A 21,170-nucleotide genomic window follows, 5' to 3' on the forward strand; every position below is an offset into this window, starting at 1 on the left:
CATAGATGAAGGCCATTATCCTGATAGTATCCAGCTTGCTCTGCTTTGTCACGGCGCCCGCCGGGGCGGAGGTCTACCAGCGCAATACCGCGCGGCCGGTCAATCAGGTGGTGTTTGGTCAGGTCGAAACGGTGCGCAATATTACCCAGCGCCAGATCCTGGAGTCAGAGCACTCTGGCTGGAAGACGCTGGGTGGTGCCGTGTTGGGCGGCCTGCTGGGCAATCAGTTTGGCGGCGGTCATGGCCGTGAAATCGCCACCGCCGTCGGCGCGCTCGCAGGTGCTGCGGCTGCGCAGCAATACCAGTCCGGGGGAACCGTGGTGGAAAACAAGCTGGTGGAGCTGCTGATCCGCAACGAACAAAATGCCCTTATCAATGTGATCCAGGATTATGATCCCGCCATGGTCTTTGCCAATGGGGACAAGGTGCGCATTCTCTACTTCGATGATGGGGTGCGGGTCGACAAGACTTACTGACTTTCGATAGTCTCGGTGATGGGGAGACTGTGGCAGGAAAGGAACCCGCAGACTCTCCTGCTGGAAAGTCTGTCGGGCGGTAATACACGGGACTGATGCCCTGAGGATTCAGATAGCTGTCTCTTGAGAGACTATCTTGTCGCGACCGGTGTTCTTGGCCTGATAGAGCAGCCGATCCGCTACGCTCAGCGCCTCGTCCATGGATATCCGCCCGACACTGATCACGCCGTAACTGGCGCGAACAAAGAGCGGGGTTTCCGGTGACAGGGGTTGCTGGCGCAGCTGCTGACGCAGCCCTTCAAGACGCTTGATCAACACAGGGACGGTACAGTGAGGCACCATCATGGCAAACTCCTCTCCGCCAAAGCGGGCGATCATGGCATCGGGGAAGAACTGGGTCAGTAACCGAGTCAGATGGCAGAGCAGTTGATCGCCGATGGCATGGCCCCAGTGATCGTTGACCTGCTTGAAGTGATCCACATCGAGCACACAGAGTGCCAGAGGCGTCTGCTGGCGCTGATGCTCTTCAAACCACTTCTGCCCTTCGTTGAACCAGTAGCGCCGGTTGTAGAGACCGGTCAGGTAGTCACAATTGGCTGACTCCTGAATGCTGTTGAACTGCTCGAGCGCTTCCAGATTGTGGCTGACCCGACACTGCAGCTCTTCCGGCTCGAACGGCTGGTTGAGAAAGTCGTTGGCGCCCTGCTTGAGATAGCGAGCAGAGAGACCGCGCTTGTCCGAGACCGAGATCCCGATAATCGCGAGCTGCTGCTTGCTGTAACGCTCTCTCAGCATCCGCACCAGACTGATGCCATCGATATCCGGCATATAGTAGTCGACCAGTGCCAGCCGGATGCCCGGGTGTTGCTCCAGCATCGCCATCGCTTCACGGGCATGACTGGCCTCATGCACCTGCAACAACTGCTTGCGCAACTGGGCCATGGTGCGGTGACGGGAGGTGCGTGAGTCGTCGACCACCAGCACTTCGATCGACTGGTTGAGATAGAGGCGGTGCACCAGACTGACGGCATATTGCAGCGAGTGGCGCGAATCCTTCATCACATAGTCCAGCACGCCGGTTTCCAGCCAGGCGGCACGTTTATCCTCGCTGATGTCGGCAGTGAGGATCACCACTGGCAAACCTCGAGCCAGCAGCTCGTTGACCGCTTCGCCACGGGGCGCATCCGGCAAGGTCAAGTCCACCAGCGCGACCACATACTCCTCGCCCCGGCAGTGACGGGCGCCTTCGAGGGTATCGAAGGCGTCAATCTCGAGGCCTGTCTGCTGGGCAATGGCCTGAGTCAGCATACGGCGGATGGTCAGGCTATCTTCGACAATCAATATCTTCTGTTTCATTAGACTCCTTCAAATAAAAAAGGCATACCGACTGGTATGCCTTATATCACATCTGCACTTGTTTATTGCGCGTCGAGGTAGCGTTCGGCATCGAGGGCTGCCATGCAGCCGGTACCGGCAGAGGTGATCGCCTGACGGTAGTTGTGGTCGGCCACATCGCCGGCAGCGAAGACACCTTCAATGCTGGTCTGGGTGGCAAAACCGTCGAGGCCGCCACGTACCTTCAGATAGCCGTTTTGCATCTCCAGCTGGCCATCGAAGATCTGGGTATTGGGCTGGTGGCCGATGGCGATGAATACGCCCATCAGCGGCAGCTCGCTGGTGCTGTTGTCCTGAGTGTTGCGCAGGCGCACACCGGTGACGCCCATCTGATCACCCAGCACTTCGTCCAGGGTCTGGTGGGTGTGCAGCACGATGTTGCCGCTCGCGACCTTGTCGTGCAGACGTTTGATCAGGATCTTCTCGGCACGGAATTCGTCGCGGCGGTGGATCAGGTGCACCTTCTTGGCGATGTTGGCCAGATACAAAGCCTCTTCCACAGCGGTGTTGCCGCCGCCGATCACCGCCACTTCCTGATTGCGGTAGAAGAAACCGTCACAGGTGGCACAGGCGGAGACGCCGCGACCCTTGAAGGCCTCTTCGGAGGGCAGACCCAGATACTTGGCGGAGGCGCCGGTCGCGATGATCAGGGCATCGCAGGTGTATTCGCCGTTGTCGCCCTTGAGACGGAACGGGCGCTGAGTCAGTTCGACACTGTTGATGTGATCAAACAGGATGCGGGTATCGAACTTCTCTGCATGGGCTTTCATGCGCTCCATCAGGGCAGGGCCGGTCAGCCCTTCCGGATCACCTGGCCAGTTCTCCACTTCGGTGGTGGTGGTCAGCTGACCCCCTTGCTGCATGCCGGTGATGAGCAGGGGATTGAGGTTGGCGCGGGCGGCATAGACGGCCGCGGTGTAACCGGCCGGGCCTGACCCTAAGATCAGCAATTTGCTGTGAGTGACTTGGCTCATGATGTCATTTCCGGGATGTGATGAGTTTGCGCGATTGTAGGTAATTCGTGATCCGGGGTCAAAGGCTGGTGAGTCGATTGCACTAATCGTGTTCACAAGGGGTGACATGCAAAATAAAGGAATAAAAAACCGCCCATCGCGGGCGGATTTTCACTCATCTCCAACTGGCGCAGGCCAGCGTAGATCAGTTCAGCAGGGTCAGGGGATCCGTGTAGGCAAGGCCATGTGCCACGGCCACTTCCTTGCAGGTGAGTTTGCCCTCCATCACGTTGAGCCCGTGCAGCAGGTTGGGATCGTTCAGCAGTGCCTGACGATACCCTTGCTGGGCCAGCTTGATAATAAAGGGGAGGGTGGCATTGTTGAGCGCCACGGTCGAGGTGCGGGCCACCGCCCCCGGCATGTTGGCGACACAGTAGTGCACCACCTCATCGACAATATAGGTCGGATCCTGGTGGGTGGTGGCGTGGGAGGTTTCCACACAGCCGCCCTGATCGATGGCCACATCGACGATGGCAGAACCCGGCTTCATGCGCGCAATGTGGTCACGGCGGACAAGTTTTGGCGCAGTGGCACCCGGTACCAGCACGCCGCCGATGACCAGATCGGCCGCCAGCAGATGGCGCTCCAGTGTCTCGCTGTTGGAGTAAACCACCTTGGCCGCTCCCTGGAACTCGTTATCGAGACGGCGCAGGGTATCGACGTTGTTGTCGAGGATGGTCACATCAGCGCGCAGGCCAATGGCCATGCGGGCTGCATTGGAGCCGACCACGCCGCCACCGATGATCACCACCTTGGCCGGTTCGACACCGGGTACGCCGCCGAGCAGCACACCGCTACCACCGCGCGATTTTTCCAGCGCCTGGGCACCCGCCTGAATAGACATGCGTCCGGCCACTTCCGACATGGGGGCCAGCAGGGGCAGGCCGCCACGGCCGTCGGTGACGGTTTCATAGGCGATACAGATGGCGCCGCTTTTCAGCAGGGCTTCAGTCTGGGGCAAGTCTGGCGCCAGATGCAGATAGGTGAACAGGGTTTGACCCGGACGCAGCATGGCACATTCGACAGGCTGAGGTTCCTTGACCTTGACGATCATCTCGGCTTTGGCGAAAACCTCTGCAGCAGAGGCCAAAATTTCGGCTCCAACAGCGATATAATCTGCATCGCTGAAGCCAATGCCGTTTCCAGCACCGCTTTGGACGAAAACAGTATGGTTTCGTGCTGTCAGTTCACGTACACTGGCCGGAACCATGCCTACGCGGTATTCATGGTTTTTTATCTCTTTAGGTACACCGATAATCATGCTATCCCTCGTCTATAGATTGGTGTTTCATGTTGCCAAAATGTTAACCAACATTTGCGCCTAGTATATTCAGGTATTGACAGGATTTGTGACCATAATTATAAAATGACTGGTGATTCTTACCAAAAAATAGCCAAAGGATGGAATAAAATGATGGAAGCTAAGAGTCGGCTAAAGGATTTGGACAGGATTGACCGCAACATTCTTAATGAACTGCAAAAGGATGGCAGGATTTCGAATGTTGAGTTGTCCAAGCGAGTTGGCCTGAGTCCTACACCGTGTCTGGAACGGGTTCGTCGCCTCGAGCGACAAGGTTATATCGAAGGATATGCCGCTATTCTGAACCCTCATTATCTGGACGCATCTCTGCTGGTGTTCGTAGAGATAACCCTCAATCGCGGGGCGCCTGATGTGTTTGAACAGTTCAACAAGGCTGTTCAGGTACTCGAAGAGATCCAGGAGTGTCATTTGGTTTCCGGTGACTTCGACTATCTGCTCAAGACCCGAGTCAGCGACATGTCGGCTTACCGCCGTCTGTTGGGGGAAACCCTGCTGCGTCTGCCCGGTGTCAATGACACCCGCACCTATGTGGTGATGGAAGAGGTCAAGCAGAGCAGTCGTCTGGTGATCAGCACCCGATAAAGCAGGTTATGCCGTGGTATCTTTTCCATATGAGACACCATGACAGTCAGAAACGAGCGGCCGGTCCGCTCGTTTCTTCTTGTAAAGATAATTGCAAATATGGCCCCGTCCCATAAGGCTCTGGCTGACAATCGATGGGCTTTTCGGGGATACTAGGCCCCCTTATTTCCTGCATTACATGTTTTCAGAAAGGAGCCGGAGTTTGGCCGATAAAAAGCTGTTTACTCCTTTATCAGGTATACAACGGATCTTCGAAGCCGTCTTGATCGCCATCACCCTGATGGCTGCTTATCTTCTGCTTGCCCTGTTGTCCTATCATCCCGCTGATCCCGGCTGGTCCCAGACCTCCTGGCAAGGGGAGGTGAAGAACCTCGCCGGTAGTGCCGGTGCCTGGCTCGCCGACATCACCATGTTTACCTTTGGTGCTTTCTCCTATCTGGTGCCGCCGCTGGTGGTGCTGCTGGGCTGGAGTCTGTTCTGGCGCCCGAGCCGTCTGCTCGATGTGGATTACCTCACCCTGGGGGTGCGGATCATCGGCTTTATCCTGACCGTGCTCGGCATGTCGGCCATTGCCAGCATGAACTTCAACGATATGCAAAACTTCTCCGCCGGTGGTCTGGTGGGGGATGTGATCGCTTCTGCAGTGGTGCCGCTGTTTGGCGGCGTTGGGGCCAACCTGATGCTGCTCTGCTTCGTGGCAACCGGCATCACCCTGTTTACCGGCTGGTCCTGGCTCACCATCGTCGAGCAGATCGGTGCGGCCTGTACCGGCTCGGTCAGCGCTGTTTATCACTTCCCGACCACCCTCGGCCGCTGGCTGACCGGTGGCTGGCGTCAACCCCGCAACGAGGGGCCGGATCCCTTGTTGGAAGGCGGGGTAGGGGCCATCGCGTTTGATGATGAGGAAGATGAGCCGCACACCAGCTGGACTCGCAAGCCCAAGGCCAAGAATCAGAAGGCTGCCGCCGAAGAGTGGCTGCCCGAACTCGACGACGATACCTTCGAGTTCGATCCTCAGTTTGATGATGAAGAGGATGAGCCGGCTCCGGCTGCCAAGCCGAAACGTGCGGTGGCGGCCGCCAATGGTCGCCGTCAGCCGGTACTGGCTGTGGCCGATGACGATGATGAGGACGATCTGGATCTGCCCTGGGCCGAAGGGGACGACGAGGTTGCCGCGCCGGTCGCCGTCGCACCAACCAAGCCCAAGCGTCGTCCGCAATCTACGCTGCCGCCGTTGCCGAGTATCGAGCTGCTCGACCGTCCACCCGCCAAGACCCAGATGATGAGCAAGGATGAGCTGGATCGCATGGGGCGTCTGGTGGAGGCCAAGCTTGCCGATTACAACGTGCAGGCCAAGGTGGTGGGTGTCTATCCGGGCCCGGTTATTACCCGTTTCGAGCTGGATCTGGCGCCGGGTATGAAGGCGAGCAAGATCACCAACCTCTCGCGCGATCTGGCCCGCTCCCTCTCTGCCAGCAGCGTGCGGGTGGTTGAGGTGATCCCGGGCAAGACCTATGTGGGGATCGAGCTGCCCAACCGGGTGCGTCAGACCGTTTACCTGCGCGAAACCCTCGACTGCGATGCTTTCCGCGATAGCCGCAACCCGCTCACCATGGGCCTGGGTCAGGACATCGCAGGGGAGCCGGTGGTGGTGAACCTGGCCAAGATGCCGCACCTGCTGGTGGCAGGTACCACAGGTTCAGGTAAGTCGGTGGGGGTCAACACCATGATCATCTCGATGCTCTACAAGTCATCCCCCGATGATCTGCGCTTTATCATGATCGACCCCAAGATGCTGGAACTCTCGGTCTACGAAGGGATCCCGCATCTGCTGACCGAGGTGGTGACCGACATGAAGGACGCCGCCAACGCCCTGCGCTGGTGTGTGGGCGAGATGGAACGCCGTTACAAGCTGATGTCGGCAGTCGGGGTGCGCAACCTCAAGGGCTACAACGACAAGGTGCTGGCCGCCATCGAGGAGGGGGAACCCCTGCTGGATCCGTTGTGGCGTCCGGGTGACTCCATGGATCAGATGCCGCCGGAGCTGGAGAAGCTGCCCCACATCGTGGTGGTGGTGGACGAATTTGCCGACATGATGATGATCGTCGGCAAGAAGGTGGAAGAGCTGATTGCCCGTATCGCCCAGAAGGCACGGGCCGCCGGTATTCACCTTATTCTGGCGACCCAGCGTCCGTCAGTGGATGTCATCACCGGTCTCATCAAAGCTAACATTCCGACCCGGATCTCGTTCCAGGTATCGAGCAAGATCGACTCGCGCACCATCATCGATCAGGGCGGCGCCGAATCCCTGCTCGGCATGGGCGACATGCTCTACATGCCGGCCGGCACCTCCAACCCGACTCGGGTACACGGTGCCTTTGTCGATGATCACGAAGTGCACAAGGTAGTGGCAGACTGGAAACTGCGCGGCGAGCCGAACTACATCGAGGAGATCCTCTCCGGTGAGTCGGGTGGCGAAGGTGGCAGCGGCGAATATGGCGGGGGTGGCGATGAAGAGCTCGATCCCCTGTTCGACGAAGCGGTCGCTTTTGTGGTGGAGTCCCGCCGTGGCTCGACCTCCAGCGTCCAGCGCAAGTTCAAGATTGGTTACAACCGGGCAGCCCGTCTCATCGAGCAGATGGAGAATCAGGGCATCGTCAGCTCACCGGGTGGCAATGGTCAGCGCGACGTGCTGGCACCGCCGCCGGTGCGGGACTAAGCCTCACCGTTTCTTACTATCCCTGGCCATGCCCTTCGCGGGCGTGGCCTTTTATCGAGAGCGTCTTTATGAAGAGCGTGATGAAAAAACAACTGTTGATGGGTACCGTGCTGCTGATGGCCAGCAGCCAGGTGTGGGCCGATGCGGCCAGCGATCTCAAACAGAAGCTGGCGGGGGTTAGCCTCTTCTCCGCCAAATTTGCCCAGACCGTCTATGACAGCAAGGGCAAGGAGCTGCAAAAGGCCAGCGGCGATCTGCTGGTGCAGCGGCCAAACCGTTTCAACTGGCACACCACCTCGCCGGACGAGAGCCTGATCGTGGCCGATGGTCAGGATGTCTGGGTCTATGATCCCTTCGTCGAGCAGGTGACCGTCCTCAAGCTGAAAGATGCGGTGCTCAACACCCCCTTTATTCTGATCGCCGGCAATGACGACAAGTTCTGGAAGAACTATGACGTGACCCAGCAGGGGGATGTCTACACCGTCACCAGCCGTAACAAGGATGAGCTGATTGCCTCCTTCCGTGTCACCTTCGATCGGGCCCACAACATCAGTCGTTTCGATGTGAAAGAGGCGCAAGGGCAGTGGAGTGAATTCACCCTGAGCAGCTTCAACCGCAAGCCGGTGCTCAAGGGCAACGAATTTGTTTTCAAGATCCCGAAGGGGGTCGAACTGGACGACCAGCGCTAATGAGCAATCTCTCGCTGGATTTCTCATCGGACTTTCGTCCGCTGGCGGCCCGGATGCGGCCGCAAAACCTCGACCAGTATATCGGTCAGCAACATATCCTGGGGGCTGACAAGCCCCTGCGCAAAGCCATTCTGGCGGGTCACTGCCACTCGATGATCCTGTGGGGGCCGCCCGGTACCGGCAAGACCACGCTGGCGGAGTTGATGGCTCACTACTGTCAGGCGGAAGTGGAGCGACTCTCTGCGGTCACCTCCGGCATCAAGGAGATCCGCGCCGCCATCGACAAGGCGAAGGAGAACAGCTGGCGCGGGGTGCGCACCATTCTGTTTGTGGATGAGGTGCACCGCTTCAACAAGAGCCAGCAGGATGTATTCCTGCCTCACATCGAAGATGGCACCATCACCTTTATCGGTGCCACCACCGAAAACCCCTCGTTCGAACTCAACAACGCACTGCTCTCCCGGGCCCGGGTCTATCTGCTCAAGCGACTGGAGGAGAGCGATATTCTCGCCATGCTCGATCAGGCGATGACCGATCCCCGTGGTCTTAATGATCCGGCACTCACCTTCGCCCCCGGCGTCAAAGAGGCGCTGGCCAAGGCGGTGGATGGGGATGGGCGCAAGTCCCTCAACTATCTGGAGCTGTTGGCCGACATGGCCGAAACCGACAGCACTGGGGCGCGGGTGATCGACAGTGCCCTGCTCGCTGCCGTGGTGGGGGAGCATGTGGCCCGCTTCGACAAGGGGGGGGATCACTTTTATGACCTCATTTCGGCGGTGCACAAATCCATTCGCGGCTCGGCGCCGGATGCGGCGCTCTACTGGTATGCCCGCATGGTGAGTGCCGGTTGCGATCCTCTCTATATTGCCCGCCGCTTGCTGGCGATTGCCTCGGAAGATGTGGGTAATGCCGATCCCCGTGCCATGCAGGTCGCCCTGTCGGCCTGGGATTGTTTCCATCGGATCGGGCCGGCGGAAGGGGAGCGGGCCATCGCCCAGGCGATCGTCTATCTCGCCTGTGCCCCGAAAAGCAATGCGGTCTACACCGCTTGGAAGGCGGCGCTTAATGATGCCAAAAACCTCCCTGACTTCGAGGTGCCGGTACACCTGCGCAATGCGCCGACCAAGCTGATGAGCGATCTGGGCTATGGCGCCGAGTATCGCTATGCCCATGACGAGCCGGGCGCCTATGCCGCTGGCGAGCAGTATTTTCCGCCCGAGCTGGCGGGCAAGCAGTACTACCAGCCCACCGATCGCGGCCTTGAAAAGCAGATTGGTCAGAAGCTCGATTACCTCCATGAACTGGACAGGCAAAGTCCGCAGCAACGGGGCAAATAGCCCCTTTGTTACCTCGCATGGCTGAAAATTGGTCAGGCGTTTGAATATGCAGGACGGTTTGCGTGCCAAAGTCGGTAAAAACGACACAAATAGTCCCTGTTCGGGCGGGGGGGCGGTCTGCTACACTGCCCGTCTGACCCCGCTTGTCTTGGCCTTGCGCCATCTTCTTGATCTCGAAGGCCTGATTGTTGAGGCCCGATTCTGAAGACGATTGGGGTGCGCCAACCGATGTTAACTTCCGGATCTGTTTCCCAGCCCGTCATGACGACTCAGGCCCAGATCCCATTTTAAAAAAGTAGGTAAACCATGCTGGATCCCAAATATCTGCGCAGCGATATCGAAGAGGCTGCCGCTCGTCTGGCGACACGTGGCTACGTTCTGGACGTAGCGGCTGTCAACGCTCTGGAAGAGAAACGCAAGGATCTGCAGTCCCGTACCCAGGAGCTGCAGGCCGAGCGCAACGCCCGCTCCAAATCCATCGGTGAAGCTGCCCGTCGTGGTGAAGATGTTGCCCCGCTCAAGGCCGAAGTGACCAAGATCAACGACGAGCTGGAAACCAGCAAGGTCGAGCTGGATGCCCTGCTGGCCCAGCTGAAAGCCATTGCCGACGCCATCCCCAACCTGCCGAGCGAGACCACTCCGGTGGGCCGTGACGAGAACGACAACGTGGAAGTGCGCCGCTGGGGGACCCCGCGTGAATTCAGCTTCCCGGTACGCGATCACATCGATCTGGGCGAAGCGGCCAAGGGCGTTGACTTCAAGAATGGCGTCAAACTCTCCGGTACCCGTTTCGTGGTGATGAAGGGGCAGATTGCCCGTCTGCACCGTGCCCTGGCTCAGTTCATGCTGGATCTGCACACCCAGCAGCACGGTTACACCGAGTGCTACGTGCCCTATCTGGTGAACCCGGACAGCCTCTATGGCACCGGTCAGTTGCCGAAATTTGCCCAGGACCTGTTCAATACCGGTATCGAAGGTGAAGGGGAAGAGGAGGGCAAGCTGCGCAAGTTCTCTCTGATCCCGACCTCCGAAGTGCCGCTCACCAACATGGCCCGTGACGAGATCTTTGACGCGCAAGAGCTGCCGATCAAGATGACCGCTCACAGCCCCTGCTTCCGCTCTGAAGCCGGTTCCTACGGTCGTGATACCCGTGGCCTCATCCGTATGCACCAGTTCGACAAAGTCGAAATGGTTCAGCTGGTTCACCCGGAGAAATCCTGGGATGCCCTGGAAGAGATGGTCGGTCACGCCGAGAAGGTGCTGCAACTGCTGGAGCTGCCGTATCGCGTGATGGCGCTCTCTACCGGTGACATGGGCTTCTGCGCTTCCAAGACCTACGATCTGGAAGTGTGGCTGCCAGCCCAGAACACTTACCGCGAGATCTCCTCTGTCTCCAACTGCACCGACTTCCAGGCGCGCCGCATGCAAGCTCGCGTGCGCATCGACGGCAAGCCGCAGCTGCTGCACACCCTGAACGGCTCCGGTCTGGCGGTGGGTCGTACCCTGGTTGCCGTGATGGAGAACTACCAGCAGGAAGATGGCCGCATCGCCATCCCGGCTGCGCTGCAATCCTACATGGGTGGCCTGACCCACATCGGGTAAGCTCACGCCGCTGACCACAACGCCATGGCATTGCCATGGCGTTGTGCATTCTGGCGCCGATCAACCGTTTTAGTGCTGAAAAAATGCGGCTTTTCGGCGTCGCTTTGAACAGTTAACACATTTTTATCAAGCAATGCGCAATCGTTTTTGTTAGACTGCGCCGCAATTTCGCAGGACATCTTTTTCTATGGTCTGGATTGATTACGCCATCATCGGCATCGTCGGTTTCTCTGCTCTCATCAGCCTGGTGCGCGGCTTCGTCAAGGAGGCCATGTCTCTTGTCACCTGGTTCGTCGCCTTCTTTATTGCCAGCCATTTCTATCCCGATCTCGCCGTCTATTTCACCTCCTTCTCCGACGCGCTGGTTCGCAACGGTCTGGCCATCGCGGCGCTGTTTGTGGCAACCCTGATCCTCGGCAGCGTGGTCAACTATGTGGTGGGCCTGTTGGTGGACAAGACGGGTCTCTCCGGTACCGATCGGGTGCTGGGGGTCTGCTTCGGTGCAATTCGCGGGGTGCTGATCGTCAGTGCCCTGCTTTTTTTCATGGATACCTTCACCAGCCTCTCCCAGAGCGACTGGTGGGGGGCGTCCAAGCTGGTGCCGGAGTTCAAGCCGGTGATCCAGTGGTTTTTCGGGTTCATGTTGAACTCATCCAGTTTTCTTAAACAGGTATAGTGACTTCGAGGTAGCAAAGACATGTGTGGTATTGTCGGTATAGTTGGCACCACCCCCGTCAATCAGGCCCTCTACGACGCCTTGACGGTGTTGCAGCACAGGGGACAGGATGCCGCCGGGATTGTGACCATTGATAGTGGAAACTTCCGGCAACGCAAGGCCAATGGCCTGGTGAAGGACGTGTTTGAAGTGCGCCACATGCAGCGTCTGCAAGGGAACATCGGCATAGGTCATGTCAGATACCCCACCGCAGGCAGCTCAAGTGCCGCTGAAGCCCAACCTTTTTATGTGAACTCGCCCTACGGCATGGTGCTGGCCCATAACGGCAACCTCACCAACGCCAAGGAGCTCAAGGAGCAGCAGTTCAAGGTCGCCCGTCGCCACATCAACACCACCTCCGACTCGGAAGTGTTGCTGAACGTGCTGGCTCACGAGCTGGATCGCTGTGACAAGATGGCCCTGCGTCCCGAAGATATCTTCGCCGCGGTGCGCAGAACCCATCAGCAGATCCGCGGTGCTTATGCGGTGGTCTCGCTGGTGATTGGCCATGGTCTCATCGGTTTTCGCGATCCCAACGGTATTCGCCCGCTGATCCTCGGTCGTCGTCAGGACGAGCTTGGCCAGGTGGAGTACATGCTCGCCTCCGAGAGCGTGGCGCTCGACGCCATCGGTTTCGAGACGGTGCGGGATATTGCGCCGGGTGAAGCCATCTACATCACCGAGCAGGGCCAGCTCTTCTCTGAGCAGTGTGCGGAGAACCCGCAGATGAGCTCCTGCATCTTCGAATATGTCTATTTCGCCCGTCCCGATTCGTGCATCGACAAGGTCTCGGTCTACGCCGCCCGCCTCAACATGGGTCGCAAGCTGGGTCAGAAGATTGCCCGCGAGTGGGAAGATCTCGATGTCGATGTGGTTATCCCCATCCCCGAGACCTCCTGTGACGTGGCGCTGGAGATCGCTCACACCCTGGATCTGCCATACCGTCAGGGTTTTGTGAAGAACCGCTACATCGGTCGTACCTTCATCATGCCGGGCCAGACCCAGCGCAAGAAGTCAGTGCGCCGCAAGCTCAACGCCATCAGCTCCGAATTCAAGGGCAAGAAGGTGTTGCTGGTGGATGATTCCATCGTGCGTGGTACCACGTCCGAGCAGATCATCCAGATGGCCCGTGAAGCGGGGGCAGCCAAGGTCTACTTCGCCTCGGCGGCGCCGGAAATTCGCTTCCCCAACGTCTATGGCATCGACATGCCCACCGCCAACGAGCTGATCGCCCACGGTCGCGAAGTGGAAGAGGTGTGCAAGCTGATTGGCGCTGACGGTCTGATTTTCCAGGATCTGGAAGATCTGGAAGCCGCCGTAAGGGAGATCAACCCGGATCTGCGTCACTTCGAGACCTCGGTCTTCAATGGCCACTACGTTACCTCCGACGTGGACCAGTCCTATCTGGATCACCTCAATGCCCTGCGCAACGATGACACCAAAGCGGTGCGTGAATGGCAGGAAGGCACCAGCAATCTGGAAATTTTTAACGAAGGTAGTTAAACGTTTGCGGTTTTGCCGGATGGGATAGCGAGATGGGGGCCAGTGGCCCCCATTGTCGTTTCTACCTCGCACCGCCAGAAGGGGTAGGGTGTATCTGTTTGAAAAACATTCGTTTATCTTGCCGGATATGGGCATGGCCAGCGGGATCCGCTAGCATAGGCGGCAACATATATGATCGATACGCTTTTAAGAGACGAGAGTTCAGATGGATGATCTGCTAGCCCCAGTGCGCCAGTTTTTGCAGTGCGAGACCCCGGATGAGTGGGTTGAGATGGCGCGGGATCCGGCCCGTTTACCGACCCTGCTCATCGATCACGCCAACTGCGAGACCAAGGCCGCACTCACTGCCCACAGTCTGGTGCGCCGCTACTGCCTGCCCAAGGGCAAGCGCCATCTGCTGCCCAAGCTGGAGTTTTACCGCGAGCTGGATGCCATCCCGGAGAAGGCCGAGATCCTGGGCAAACGCAGCATGGGGGAGTCTGATCGCACCGTCTTTGCCGAGCTGGAGCGCAATCCGCTGCTGTTTCCCATGGTGCGACTCATTCAGGAGGAGCTGCACCACTTCGAGCAGGTGCTGGAGATCATGCAGGCCCGCGGCATCGAATACGGGCCGGTGACGGCCTCCCGCTATGCCCGCCAGTTGATGCAGCATGTGCGCACCCATGAACCGGCCACCATAGTCGACAAGATGATCATCGGCGCCTATATCGAGGCCCGCTCCTGCGAGCGTTTTGCCAAGCTGGCGCCCCATCTGGACGAAGAGCTGAGCCGTTTCTACGTCTCTTTGCTGCGCTCCGAGGCGCGTCACTATCAGGATTACCTGAGCCTGGCCGAACAGTACGCAGGGGAGGATATCAGCGAGCGGGTGGCCTTCTTTGGCAAGCTGGAAGCCGAGCTAATCTGCTCGCCGGATCCGCAGTTCCGGTTTCATAGCGGCCTGCCTGTCACATCTGACAGTTGTTGACGCACAGGGGGCAAACTACTATTGCCCTGTTCCTACTACGAGCGACAAGTAGTTACTTTTGAGCGCAATTCCCGGCCCTGAGCCGGGATCTTTTTTTCTGCCGTACCTCCTTCCTGCTTTTGGCGCTCTATGCTGAATCCCTGGCTATTTTTGCGTCTTCCCCTTGCGATGAAATCCTGTTCGATCAGCCGGTTATTGTGGTGATAAAGTGCTCATTCAGGTGGCTCACCCTTGTAGAAACGGGCGAAACCGTGTACTTTTTTGCCTTCGCAAGATTTGAATAACCAATCAATAGGAGCGTGTATGCGCATTGTTCTGTTGGGGGCTCCGGGCGCCGGCAAAGGTACCCAGGCTCAGTTCATCATGGAAAAACACGGTATTCCCCAGATCTCCACCGGCGACATGCTGCGTGCGGCGATCAAAGCGGGCACCGAGCTCGGTCTGAAAGCCAAAGCTGTGATGGACGCAGGTCAGCTGGTCTCTGACGACATCATCATCGGTCTGGTCAAAGAGCGCATCGCTCAGCCGGACTGCGCCAAAGGCTTCCTGTTGGACGGTTTCCCGCGCACCATTCCCCAGGCGCAAGCCATGAAGGACGCCGGTGTCGTGGTTGATTTCGTGCTGGAGTTCGATGTGCCGGACGAAGAGATCGTCAAGCGCATGAGCGGCCGTCGCGTTCACTCCGGCTCCGGCCGTACCTACCACGTGGTGTTCAACCCGCCGAAAGTGGAAGGCAAGGATGACGTGACCGGTGAAGATCTGGTGATCCGCGCCGACGACGAAGAGACCACAGTACGCAAGCGTCTGGATGTATATCATCAGCAGACCGCGCCGCTGATCGGTTTCTACGGCAAAGAGGCGGAAGCGGGCCACACCCGTTACGTCAAGATCGATGGCACCCAGCCGGTTGATCTGGTCAGCAAGCAGCTTGCCACCATTCTGGGCTGATCTTTGCTGCCGGCACTGTTTCCCGTGCCATCAGATAAATAAAGAGAAGGGCCCTGTCGGGCCCTTTTTGCATAATGACAGATAGACAGGAAGCCAACGTGACCACGAAAACCGGAATATTGCTGGTCAATCTGGGTACCCCAGCCGCACCGACCACCGCTGCCGTCAAAGCGTTCCTCAGCCAGTTCCTGCACGATCCCCGTGTGGTGGACCTGCCCCGTTACCTCTGGTGCCCGCTGCTCCACTTCATCATCTTGCCGACGCGCTCGCCCAAAGTGGCCAAGCTCTATCAGCAGGTGTGGACTGAGCAGGGCTCGCCGTTGATGGTGATAAGCAAGCAGCAGCGTGCTGCGCTGGAGCAGGAGCTCAAGCGGGAGGGGGTTGAGGTGCCGGTGGAGCTGGCGATGACCTATGGTTCCCCGTCAGTGAATGATGGCTGGCAGGCGCTCAAGGCCAAAGGGGTCAACCGGGTGATCCTGTTGCCGCTCTATCCGCAATATTCGGTCAGTACCACCGCCTCGGTCTTCGATGCCTGGGGCAAGGCAATGAAGAAAGAGCGCAATCTGCCGGTGGTGCGGCTTATTCGTGATTATCACGCCCATCCCGAATACATTCAGGCGCTGGCCATGAGCGTGCGCCGTCACTGGGAGCAGCACGGTCAGGGTGATCACCTGCTGATGTCGTTCCACGGTATTCCCGAGCGCTACGAGAACGAAGGGGACCCCTATGGTCACCAGTGTCGCCACACCGCCACTCTGCTGGCCGAGGCGCTCGGGCTGGAAGCCGGGCAGTGGACGGCCAGTTTCCAGTCCCGCTTTGGCAAGGAGGAGTGGCTCAAGCCCTACACAGACGTGACCATCGCTGGCCTGCCGGCCGCCGGGGTCAAGCGGCTCGATGTAATTTGTCCTGCCTTTGCCGCCGACTGCCTCGAAACCCTCGAGGAAATTCAGGTACAGAATCGGGAGATCTTCATGGAGGCCGGTGGCGAGCGGTTTGAATATATCCCGGCCCTCAACAGCGATCAGGCCCATATCAGGATGATGGTCTCGCTCATTTGCCGCGAATTGGCATGAGTGACCGGCAGTCAGTCAAACAAGGAGTCGAGTCATGGTACATATCACGCTGATATACGCAGGCCTGCTGGGGCTGCTGTTTTTGGGGCTATCTTTCTGGGTGGTCAGACGTCGTGCCCAGTTCGGGGTGATGATAGGGCAGGGGGAAGCCCCCGAGCTGCTGGCGGCGATCCGGGCCCACGGTAATTTTGCCGAGTATGTGCCGCTGACCCTGCTACTGATGGCGCTCTGCGAGCTCTCCGGTGCCGGTGCGCTTTGGCTGCATGCCGGTGGCGCCATGCTGTTGGTCGGCCGCATCCTGCATGCCATTGGCATCCAGATCCCCAAAGCCCCCAATGTGCCCCGTTTTCTGGGCACCTTGCTGTTCTGGCTCGCCCTCGGCCTCTTCTCGCTGCTGGCTCTGTTGCAGGGCATGGCGGCCGCCTGAAAACCGGCGCTTTTGTATGCTATGGAACCACCCCGGGCAGGGTGGTTTTTTTATGGTGAAAAGGCAAACGTTTTTCCTTGCAAGCCTTGTCTATACTGACTCCATTATTTAAACAGGGCGACTTTTCGGGGCGGCGGATTGTGTTAAAATCCCGCCCCTCTTTCCCCCAGAGCACAGAACATTGCCATGAAATTTCCCGGTCAGCGCAAGTCCAAACACTACTTCCCTGTCGACAGACGCGATCCCCTGGTTCCGCAAAATCCTCTGTTAACCGAGCTGGGCAAAGCCTACGTCGTCGGGATTGATCAGACCCTGGTTGATATCGAAGCCCATGTGGATGAAGACTTTCTGACCCGTTATGGTCTGAGCAAGGGGCACTCCGTCGTCATCAGTGATGATGTAGCCGAACGGATTTATGACGAGCTCAAGGCCAACAACATGGTGGTGAGCGAGTTTGCCGGTGGCACCATTGGCAACACGGTACACAACTACTCGGTGCTGGCCGATTCCCACTCCATCCTGCTGGGTGTGATGAGTCAGGACATTCGCATCGGCTGCTACGCCTACCGTTATCTGTGCAACACCTCTTCCCGCGTCAATCTGGACTACCTGCAGCCGGTTGATGGCCCCATCGGCCGTTGCTTCACTTTCATTACCGAGTGCGGCGAGCGCAGCTTCGGTATCAACGCCGGCAAGATGAACCAGCTGGATGTGCAGCACATTCCGGAGGATGTGATCAAAGGAGCGTCTGCCCTGGTGATCACCGCCTATCTGGTACGCGGTGACGATGGTGATCCGATGAAAGAGGCGGCCATGACCGCGGTGCGTTATGCCCGCGAGGCCGGTATTCCCGTGGTGCTGACCCTGGGCACCCGTTTCGTCATCGACGAAAACCCCCAGTGGTGGCGCGACTTCATTGCCGAGAACGTGACTGTGCTGGCGATGAACGAAGACGAAGGTGAAGCCCTGACCGGTATCGCAGATCCGCTCGGTGCGGCCGACAAGGCGCTCGACTGGGCCGACATGGTGCTCTGTACTGCTGGCCCCATCGGCCTCTACATGGCGAGTTATACCGACGAGGACTACAAGCGCGAGACCACTCATACCCTGTTGCCGGGCGTTATCCCCGAGTTCAACATGTATGAGTTCAGCCGCCCGATGGCCCGCGCCAAGTGCCGTAAACCGGCCCGCATCTACTCCCACATCTCCCCGTACATGGGTGGCCCGGAGAAGATCAAGAACACCAACGGGGCAGGGGATGGCGCACTTTCCGCTGTGCTGCACGACATGGTGGCCAACTCTTATCACCGGATGAATGTGCCCAACTCCGCCAAGCACATCTCCGAGTTCCTGACTTACTCCTCACTGGCCCAGGTGTGCAAATACGCCAACCGCGTCAGCTACGAGGTGTTGGCCCAGAGCAGCCCCCGTCTCTCCCGCGGTTTGCCGGAGAAAGAGGACAGCCTGGAAGAGGTTTACTGGGAGCGTTGATCTCCTGAATCTGCAAGACGCCTCCATCGGGAGGCGTTTTTGCAGGCAAATATGGGTTATCCCGGCTTTTTTCCCGGAATAACCCCAATATGCTTGAGTCCATGTCACTTTTACGACACCATTTGGCCATCGTATTGTCGCCCGACAATGCCGCAGCACCCGAAAGAAAGAGAGAACCCCATGAGCATGCTTAACGACAACCTTGACGCCAATTTCCAACTGTTTATCGAACAAGTCCGCGAGTCGGGTCAGGTGTGGGGTCTGCGCTATGGGGAAGACTGGGTCGTCTGCCGCTCCGCCGAATTTGAAGATGCCGACGTGATGCCGCTCTGGTCTGCCGAAGAGGACGCCCGTCTGCACTGTGTTGACGAGTGGGCCGATTACGAGCCGGAAGTGATCGATCTGGAAGAGTTTCTCGATATCTGGATCAACGATCTGGATGAAGACGATGTGCTGGTCGGCCCGAACTGGAACGCCGATCTGGAAGGTCAGGAGCTCGAACCCATCGAGCTGGCCAAGGCACTGGTTGAACTGGACGCCTGAAAGCGCCTCCATTGATGGCCTGAACGCACAGGCCATCGGGACAAAGACCGGCATCCGTGAGGGTGCCGGTCTTTTTTATGGTCGAATGGCCCGATTGATGAGTTAAAAGCCGATTTGCCTTTGCACCTGTCAGGGGGATGGTCCATCATCAACCTTTTGCCAAGGGAGGAGCGCCATGTTTGTATTCGACGTAACGGGAGCTGCGGGTGAGAAGGCCAGCATTCGGGTGCAGGCGCTGGATTGGGCGCAAGCCGGACCTGTGACCTTCCAGTGCGATGATGATCAGCTGGCGGTCGTGCTTCTGAGCGGTTGTCGTTGCGATGCAGTGGGCTTTTTCAACCTGTTGGCGGGGTGCAAACCGCTCTATATCGAGCAGTGGCTCAGCTATCTGCAGGAGAGTGGTCGCATTGGCAAGTGGAGTCACCAGACCGAGAGTCCCGCCGATGGGGACTATCTGGCCAGAGCCGGTCTGGAGCACGATGAGCTCAATACCCTGCTTGGCCAGGTCTATCAGGTGGCGGGGTTCAACCGGTTGCAGATCAACCGTTACCTCAAAAACCGCCACAATCCTACTACACTGGCTACCCGTTACGATCAGAAGGAGCTGGAGCGTTATCGCCAGCTCAATGACATCATTCTGACCCTTTTGAAGCTGAAGCATCCTCAGTAAAGAGCCCCAGCTGGCTGATATCCGGTCGCAGCGGTTGCGGCCGGGCGATCAGATAGCCCTGCAAGCCATCCACGTACATCCCCTGCAGCAGCTGTTTCTGACCAAGCTGTTCTACCCCCTCTGCAATCACCTGACACCCCATCCGATGTGATACATCGACGATCATCCGCACGAACTGCTGGTTGGTCTGATCCTGTTCCAGCCCGGTGATCAGGGCAGGGTCCAGCTTGATATAGTCGGGCTTGAGCTCGCGAAACAGGGTAAAGGAACCGATCCCCTTGCCGAAATTGGCGATCGCCGAGCGACTGCCGTTGCGGCGCAGCAGCTCAAACACCCGCTTGGCGCCTGTCAGGTTGCGTTCCAGATGCTCTTCATCCAGTTCGAACACCAGATTGGCGCTGGTATTGGGATCTTTGAGCAGCTGGCGGTCAAGCCAGATCAGGAAGGCGCTGTTTTGCAGCAGGTTGGGGGAGAGGTTGATCCCCCAGCGACTCTGGTTGGCACCAAAGGCCCGGTACTGACGCATGATGTGGGTAATGACCAGCTGCTCCAGCCGCATCACCATATCCAGCCGCTGGGCCATGGCAAACAGGGTATCGGTGGGCAGGGCGGTGCCGTCATTGCCGCTGAAGCGGGTGTAGATCTCGTTGTAGGCCAGCATGCTACGGTGCAGGGGCTGGATCGGCTGGTAAGTAAAGCTGAGGCGCTCCTGCGCCAGCACTTCGGTCAGCACGTCGCGCCAGTGGTGTTGCCCCTGTAGCTCGGAGGCGCTGTCATCCTGCTGGATGGCCCAGCCGTTGATGGTTTCAGTCTGGGCGCGAGCCAGCGCCAGATCCGCTCTGGCCAGCACAGCTTCGATTTTCTGGCCGCTGCTGAGCTTGGTCAGCCCCGAGTAACCGGTGCTCTCCAGCTCGTGCTGATCCTGATAGTGATCGAAGGCCACCTTCAAATCCTGCCCCAGTAGATGGGGAGGAATATTGGCCACCGGTTGCACCAGCACGGCGAAATCAGCCCCCGAGATGCGATAGACCTGATTGCCCGGGAAACGGCTTACCACCCGCTTGATGAGGGCGGCCATGTCCTTGATGTAGGCATCACCAGACTGGAAGCCGCGCTGGGCGTTGATCTTGCCAAGCTCGGTGGCACGGATCAGCACCAGGGTCGCGGTCTGGGTGTCCTGGTCCCGCTGCAGCAACTCGGTCATGTCGCGGCGAAACGCGTGGCGGTTGAGTAGCTGGGTCAGCTCGTCGGTGGTGGCCAGGTTGCTGAGTTCGGTCAGCTGGCGATGGGCGCTCTGCTCGGCGCTTTCGAACTGCTCCAGCAGCTGTTGCAGTACCTCCCGGGAGGCGGGCTCATCGAGTTGTGAGGGATCCCGCCCTCTGATCGCCTTGATCCAGGTGAGCTCCTGATGCTGGAGCATGCCATCCATGGTGCGGATGGCCAGCATCAACAACAGGATCATGCCAAGCAGTGTGGTGGCCAGAATAATGGCCAAAGTGAGCGGTGTGCTCTGAAGGGCCAACCAAACTGCTTGCAGGAGCAGCAGGGGTATGGTCACTATGGTGGCGATCAGAAAGAGGGTACGTCCGAGCTTGTGAACCATCTTGTCATCCTTGAAGTGGCTGCTTTGTGGGGGAATTTTAACCAAGCTGGCGGAGCAAAGCATGCTATTCCTCGCAACTCGGTGAAAAGGGTCAATTGA

20 protein-coding genes are annotated in these 21,170 nt (G+C 58.4%); 15 read left to right on the top strand and 5 right to left on the bottom strand.

What is annotated here, in order from left to right:
• The first annotated feature begins 5 nt into the window (after nt 1–5).
• Complete coding sequence (locus tag NOM06_RS06205; RefSeq protein WP_005337104.1) at nt 6–476, top strand: glycine zipper 2TM domain-containing protein; 471 nt, start codon at nt 6–8, stop codon at nt 474–476.
• Between the two features lie 108 nt (nt 477–584).
• On the opposite strand, the gene NOM06_RS06210 is transcribed toward NOM06_RS06205, so the two are convergent.
• The 3 genes from NOM06_RS06210 to ald form a co-directional block, all read right to left on the bottom strand.
• Nucleotides 585–1,832 (bottom strand): diguanylate cyclase, encoded by a 1,248-nt coding sequence (locus tag NOM06_RS06210; protein ID WP_255910483.1) that lies wholly within the window; start codon nt 1,830–1,832, stop codon nt 585–587.
• Nucleotides 1,833–1,894: 62 nt separating this feature from the next.
• Complete coding sequence (trxB, locus tag NOM06_RS06215) at nt 1,895–2,845, bottom strand: thioredoxin-disulfide reductase (protein WP_042062225.1); 951 nt, start codon at nt 2,843–2,845, stop codon at nt 1,895–1,897.
• A 184-nt stretch (nt 2,846–3,029) separates the two neighbouring features.
• Complete coding sequence (gene ald, locus NOM06_RS06220) at nt 3,030–4,145, bottom strand: alanine dehydrogenase (RefSeq protein ID WP_005351212.1); 1,116 nt, start codon at nt 4,143–4,145, stop codon at nt 3,030–3,032.
• A 150-nt stretch (nt 4,146–4,295) separates the two neighbouring features.
• On the opposite strand from ald, the gene lrp reads away from it, so the two are divergent.
• The 5 genes from lrp to serS all read left to right on the top strand — a co-directional run bounded on the left by lrp (nt 4,296) and on the right by serS (nt 11,134).
• Nucleotides 4,296–4,787 (top strand): leucine-responsive transcriptional regulator Lrp, encoded by a 492-nt coding sequence (gene lrp, locus NOM06_RS06225; protein ID WP_005300047.1) that lies wholly within the window; start codon nt 4,296–4,298, stop codon nt 4,785–4,787.
• A gap of 202 nt (nt 4,788–4,989) precedes the next feature.
• Nucleotides 4,990–7,506: a DNA translocase FtsK gene (locus tag NOM06_RS06230; protein ID WP_305120741.1), complete on the top strand. Its 2,517-nt coding sequence runs from the start codon at nt 4,990–4,992 to the stop codon at nt 7,504–7,506.
• A gap of 80 nt (nt 7,507–7,586) precedes the next feature.
• Nucleotides 7,587–8,195 carry an outer membrane lipoprotein chaperone LolA gene (gene lolA / locus NOM06_RS06235; protein WP_255910487.1) on the top strand — a complete coding sequence of 203 codons (609 nt, stop codon included), beginning with the start codon at nt 7,587–7,589 and terminating at the stop codon, nt 8,193–8,195.
• A complete protein-coding gene (locus NOM06_RS06240) occupies nt 8,195–9,532 on the top strand; it encodes a replication-associated recombination protein A (RefSeq protein WP_088869179.1) in 1,338 nt (445 codons plus the stop codon). The genes lolA and NOM06_RS06240 overlap by 1 nt, the downstream gene beginning before the upstream one ends.
• A 306-nt stretch (nt 9,533–9,838) precedes the next feature.
• On the top strand, nt 9,839–11,134 hold the full coding sequence (gene serS / locus NOM06_RS06245) for a serine--tRNA ligase (RefSeq protein WP_005351225.1): 1,296 nt from the start codon (nt 9,839–9,841) through the stop codon (nt 11,132–11,134).
• A 2-nt stretch (nt 11,135–11,136) separates the two neighbouring features.
• Here serS and NOM06_RS06250 read toward each other — a convergent pair whose 3' ends face one another.
• Nucleotides 11,137–11,313, bottom strand: a complete 177-nt coding sequence (locus NOM06_RS06250) for a hypothetical protein (protein ID WP_155395816.1) — start codon at nt 11,311–11,313, stop codon at nt 11,137–11,139.
• A gap of 8 nt (nt 11,314–11,321) precedes the next feature.
• On the opposite strand from NOM06_RS06250, the gene NOM06_RS06255 reads away from it, so the two are divergent.
• From NOM06_RS06255 to NOM06_RS06295, 9 genes are all read left to right on the top strand, one after another.
• Nucleotides 11,322–11,810 carry a CvpA family protein gene (locus NOM06_RS06255; RefSeq protein ID WP_111900027.1) on the top strand — a complete coding sequence of 163 codons (489 nt, stop codon included), beginning with the start codon at nt 11,322–11,324 and terminating at the stop codon, nt 11,808–11,810.
• 21 nt (nt 11,811–11,831) lie between these two features.
• Nucleotides 11,832–13,352, top strand: coding sequence for an amidophosphoribosyltransferase (gene purF, locus NOM06_RS06260; protein ID WP_042063846.1), 1,521 nt, complete (start codon nt 11,832–11,834; stop codon nt 13,350–13,352).
• A gap of 205 nt (nt 13,353–13,557) precedes the next feature.
• Nucleotides 13,558–14,316, top strand: a complete 759-nt coding sequence (locus tag NOM06_RS06265; RefSeq protein ID WP_005346385.1) for a tRNA-(ms[2]io[6]A)-hydroxylase — start codon at nt 13,558–13,560, stop codon at nt 14,314–14,316.
• A gap of 303 nt (nt 14,317–14,619) precedes the next feature.
• Nucleotides 14,620–15,264 carry an adenylate kinase gene (gene adk, locus NOM06_RS06270; protein ID WP_005337083.1) on the top strand — a complete coding sequence of 215 codons (645 nt, stop codon included), beginning with the start codon at nt 14,620–14,622 and terminating at the stop codon, nt 15,262–15,264.
• A gap of 98 nt (nt 15,265–15,362) precedes the next feature.
• The gene (gene hemH / locus NOM06_RS06275; RefSeq protein WP_255910497.1) at nt 15,363–16,337 is read left to right on the top strand and encodes a ferrochelatase; all 975 of its coding nucleotides are present in this window, start codon (nt 15,363–15,365) and stop codon (nt 16,335–16,337) included.
• A gap of 34 nt (nt 16,338–16,371) precedes the next feature.
• Complete coding sequence (locus tag NOM06_RS06280) at nt 16,372–16,764, top strand: MAPEG family protein (RefSeq protein WP_064338136.1); 393 nt, start codon at nt 16,372–16,374, stop codon at nt 16,762–16,764.
• A gap of 186 nt (nt 16,765–16,950) precedes the next feature.
• Nucleotides 16,951–18,255: an inosine/guanosine kinase gene (locus NOM06_RS06285; protein WP_019445536.1), complete on the top strand. Its 1,305-nt coding sequence runs from the start codon at nt 16,951–16,953 to the stop codon at nt 18,253–18,255.
• 180 nt (nt 18,256–18,435) lie between these two features.
• A complete protein-coding gene (locus NOM06_RS06290; protein WP_005337077.1) occupies nt 18,436–18,798 on the top strand; it encodes a DUF2750 domain-containing protein in 363 nt (120 codons plus the stop codon).
• A 175-nt stretch (nt 18,799–18,973) separates the two neighbouring features.
• The gene (locus NOM06_RS06295; RefSeq protein WP_042055706.1) at nt 18,974–19,468 is read left to right on the top strand and encodes a hypothetical protein; all 495 of its coding nucleotides are present in this window, start codon (nt 18,974–18,976) and stop codon (nt 19,466–19,468) included.
• Here NOM06_RS06295 and NOM06_RS06300 read toward each other — a convergent pair.
• Nucleotides 19,431–21,071, bottom strand: coding sequence for an EAL domain-containing protein (locus NOM06_RS06300; protein WP_255910499.1), 1,641 nt, complete (start codon nt 21,069–21,071; stop codon nt 19,431–19,433). The genes NOM06_RS06295 and NOM06_RS06300 overlap by 38 nt on opposite strands.
• Nucleotides 21,072–21,170: the final 99 nt, after the last annotated feature.

It is taken from the genome of Aeromonas sp. JL9, from assembly GCF_024436075.1.
GTDB classification, from domain to species: Bacteria; Pseudomonadota; Gammaproteobacteria; order Enterobacterales; family Aeromonadaceae; genus Aeromonas; species Aeromonas veronii.

Bases quoted from the DNA above. Each gene is read 5' to 3' on its own strand.
- adk (WP_005337083.1), top strand. From the start codon at position 14,620: ATGCGCATTGTTCTGTTGGGGGCTCCGGGCGCCGGCAAAGGTACCCAG.
- NOM06_RS06285 (WP_019445536.1), top strand. From the start codon at position 16,951: ATGAAATTTCCCGGTCAGCGCAAGTCCAAACACTACTTCCCTGTCGAC.
- NOM06_RS06265 (WP_005346385.1), top strand. From the start codon at position 13,558: ATGGATGATCTGCTAGCCCCAGTGCGCCAGTTTTTGCAGTGCGAGACC.
- NOM06_RS06255 (WP_111900027.1), top strand. From the start codon at position 11,322: ATGGTCTGGATTGATTACGCCATCATCGGCATCGTCGGTTTCTCTGCT.
- NOM06_RS06205 (WP_005337104.1), top strand. From the start codon at position 6: ATGAAGGCCATTATCCTGATAGTATCCAGCTTGCTCTGCTTTGTCACG.
- ald (WP_005351212.1), bottom strand. From the start codon at position 4,145: ATGATTATCGGTGTACCTAAAGAGATAAAAAACCATGAATACCGCGTA.
- serS (WP_005351225.1), top strand. From the start codon at position 9,839: ATGCTGGATCCCAAATATCTGCGCAGCGATATCGAAGAGGCTGCCGCT.
- NOM06_RS06290 (WP_005337077.1), top strand. From the start codon at position 18,436: ATGAGCATGCTTAACGACAACCTTGACGCCAATTTCCAACTGTTTATC.
- NOM06_RS06210 (WP_255910483.1), bottom strand. From the start codon at position 1,832: ATGAAACAGAAGATATTGATTGTCGAAGATAGCCTGACCATCCGCCGT.
- lolA (WP_255910487.1), top strand. From the start codon at position 7,587: ATGAAAAAACAACTGTTGATGGGTACCGTGCTGCTGATGGCCAGCAGC.
- NOM06_RS06280 (WP_064338136.1), top strand. From the start codon at position 16,372: ATGGTACATATCACGCTGATATACGCAGGCCTGCTGGGGCTGCTGTTT.
- purF (WP_042063846.1), top strand. From the start codon at position 11,832: ATGTGTGGTATTGTCGGTATAGTTGGCACCACCCCCGTCAATCAGGCC.
- NOM06_RS06295 (WP_042055706.1), top strand. From the start codon at position 18,974: ATGTTTGTATTCGACGTAACGGGAGCTGCGGGTGAGAAGGCCAGCATT.
- NOM06_RS06250 (WP_155395816.1), bottom strand. From the start codon at position 11,313: ATGTCCTGCGAAATTGCGGCGCAGTCTAACAAAAACGATTGCGCATTG.
- NOM06_RS06240 (WP_088869179.1), top strand. From the start codon at position 8,195: ATGAGCAATCTCTCGCTGGATTTCTCATCGGACTTTCGTCCGCTGGCG.
- NOM06_RS06300 (WP_255910499.1), bottom strand. From the start codon at position 21,071: ATGGTTCACAAGCTCGGACGTACCCTCTTTCTGATCGCCACCATAGTG.
- trxB (WP_042062225.1), bottom strand. From the start codon at position 2,845: ATGAGCCAAGTCACTCACAGCAAATTGCTGATCTTAGGGTCAGGCCCG.
- lrp (WP_005300047.1), top strand. From the start codon at position 4,296: ATGATGGAAGCTAAGAGTCGGCTAAAGGATTTGGACAGGATTGACCGC.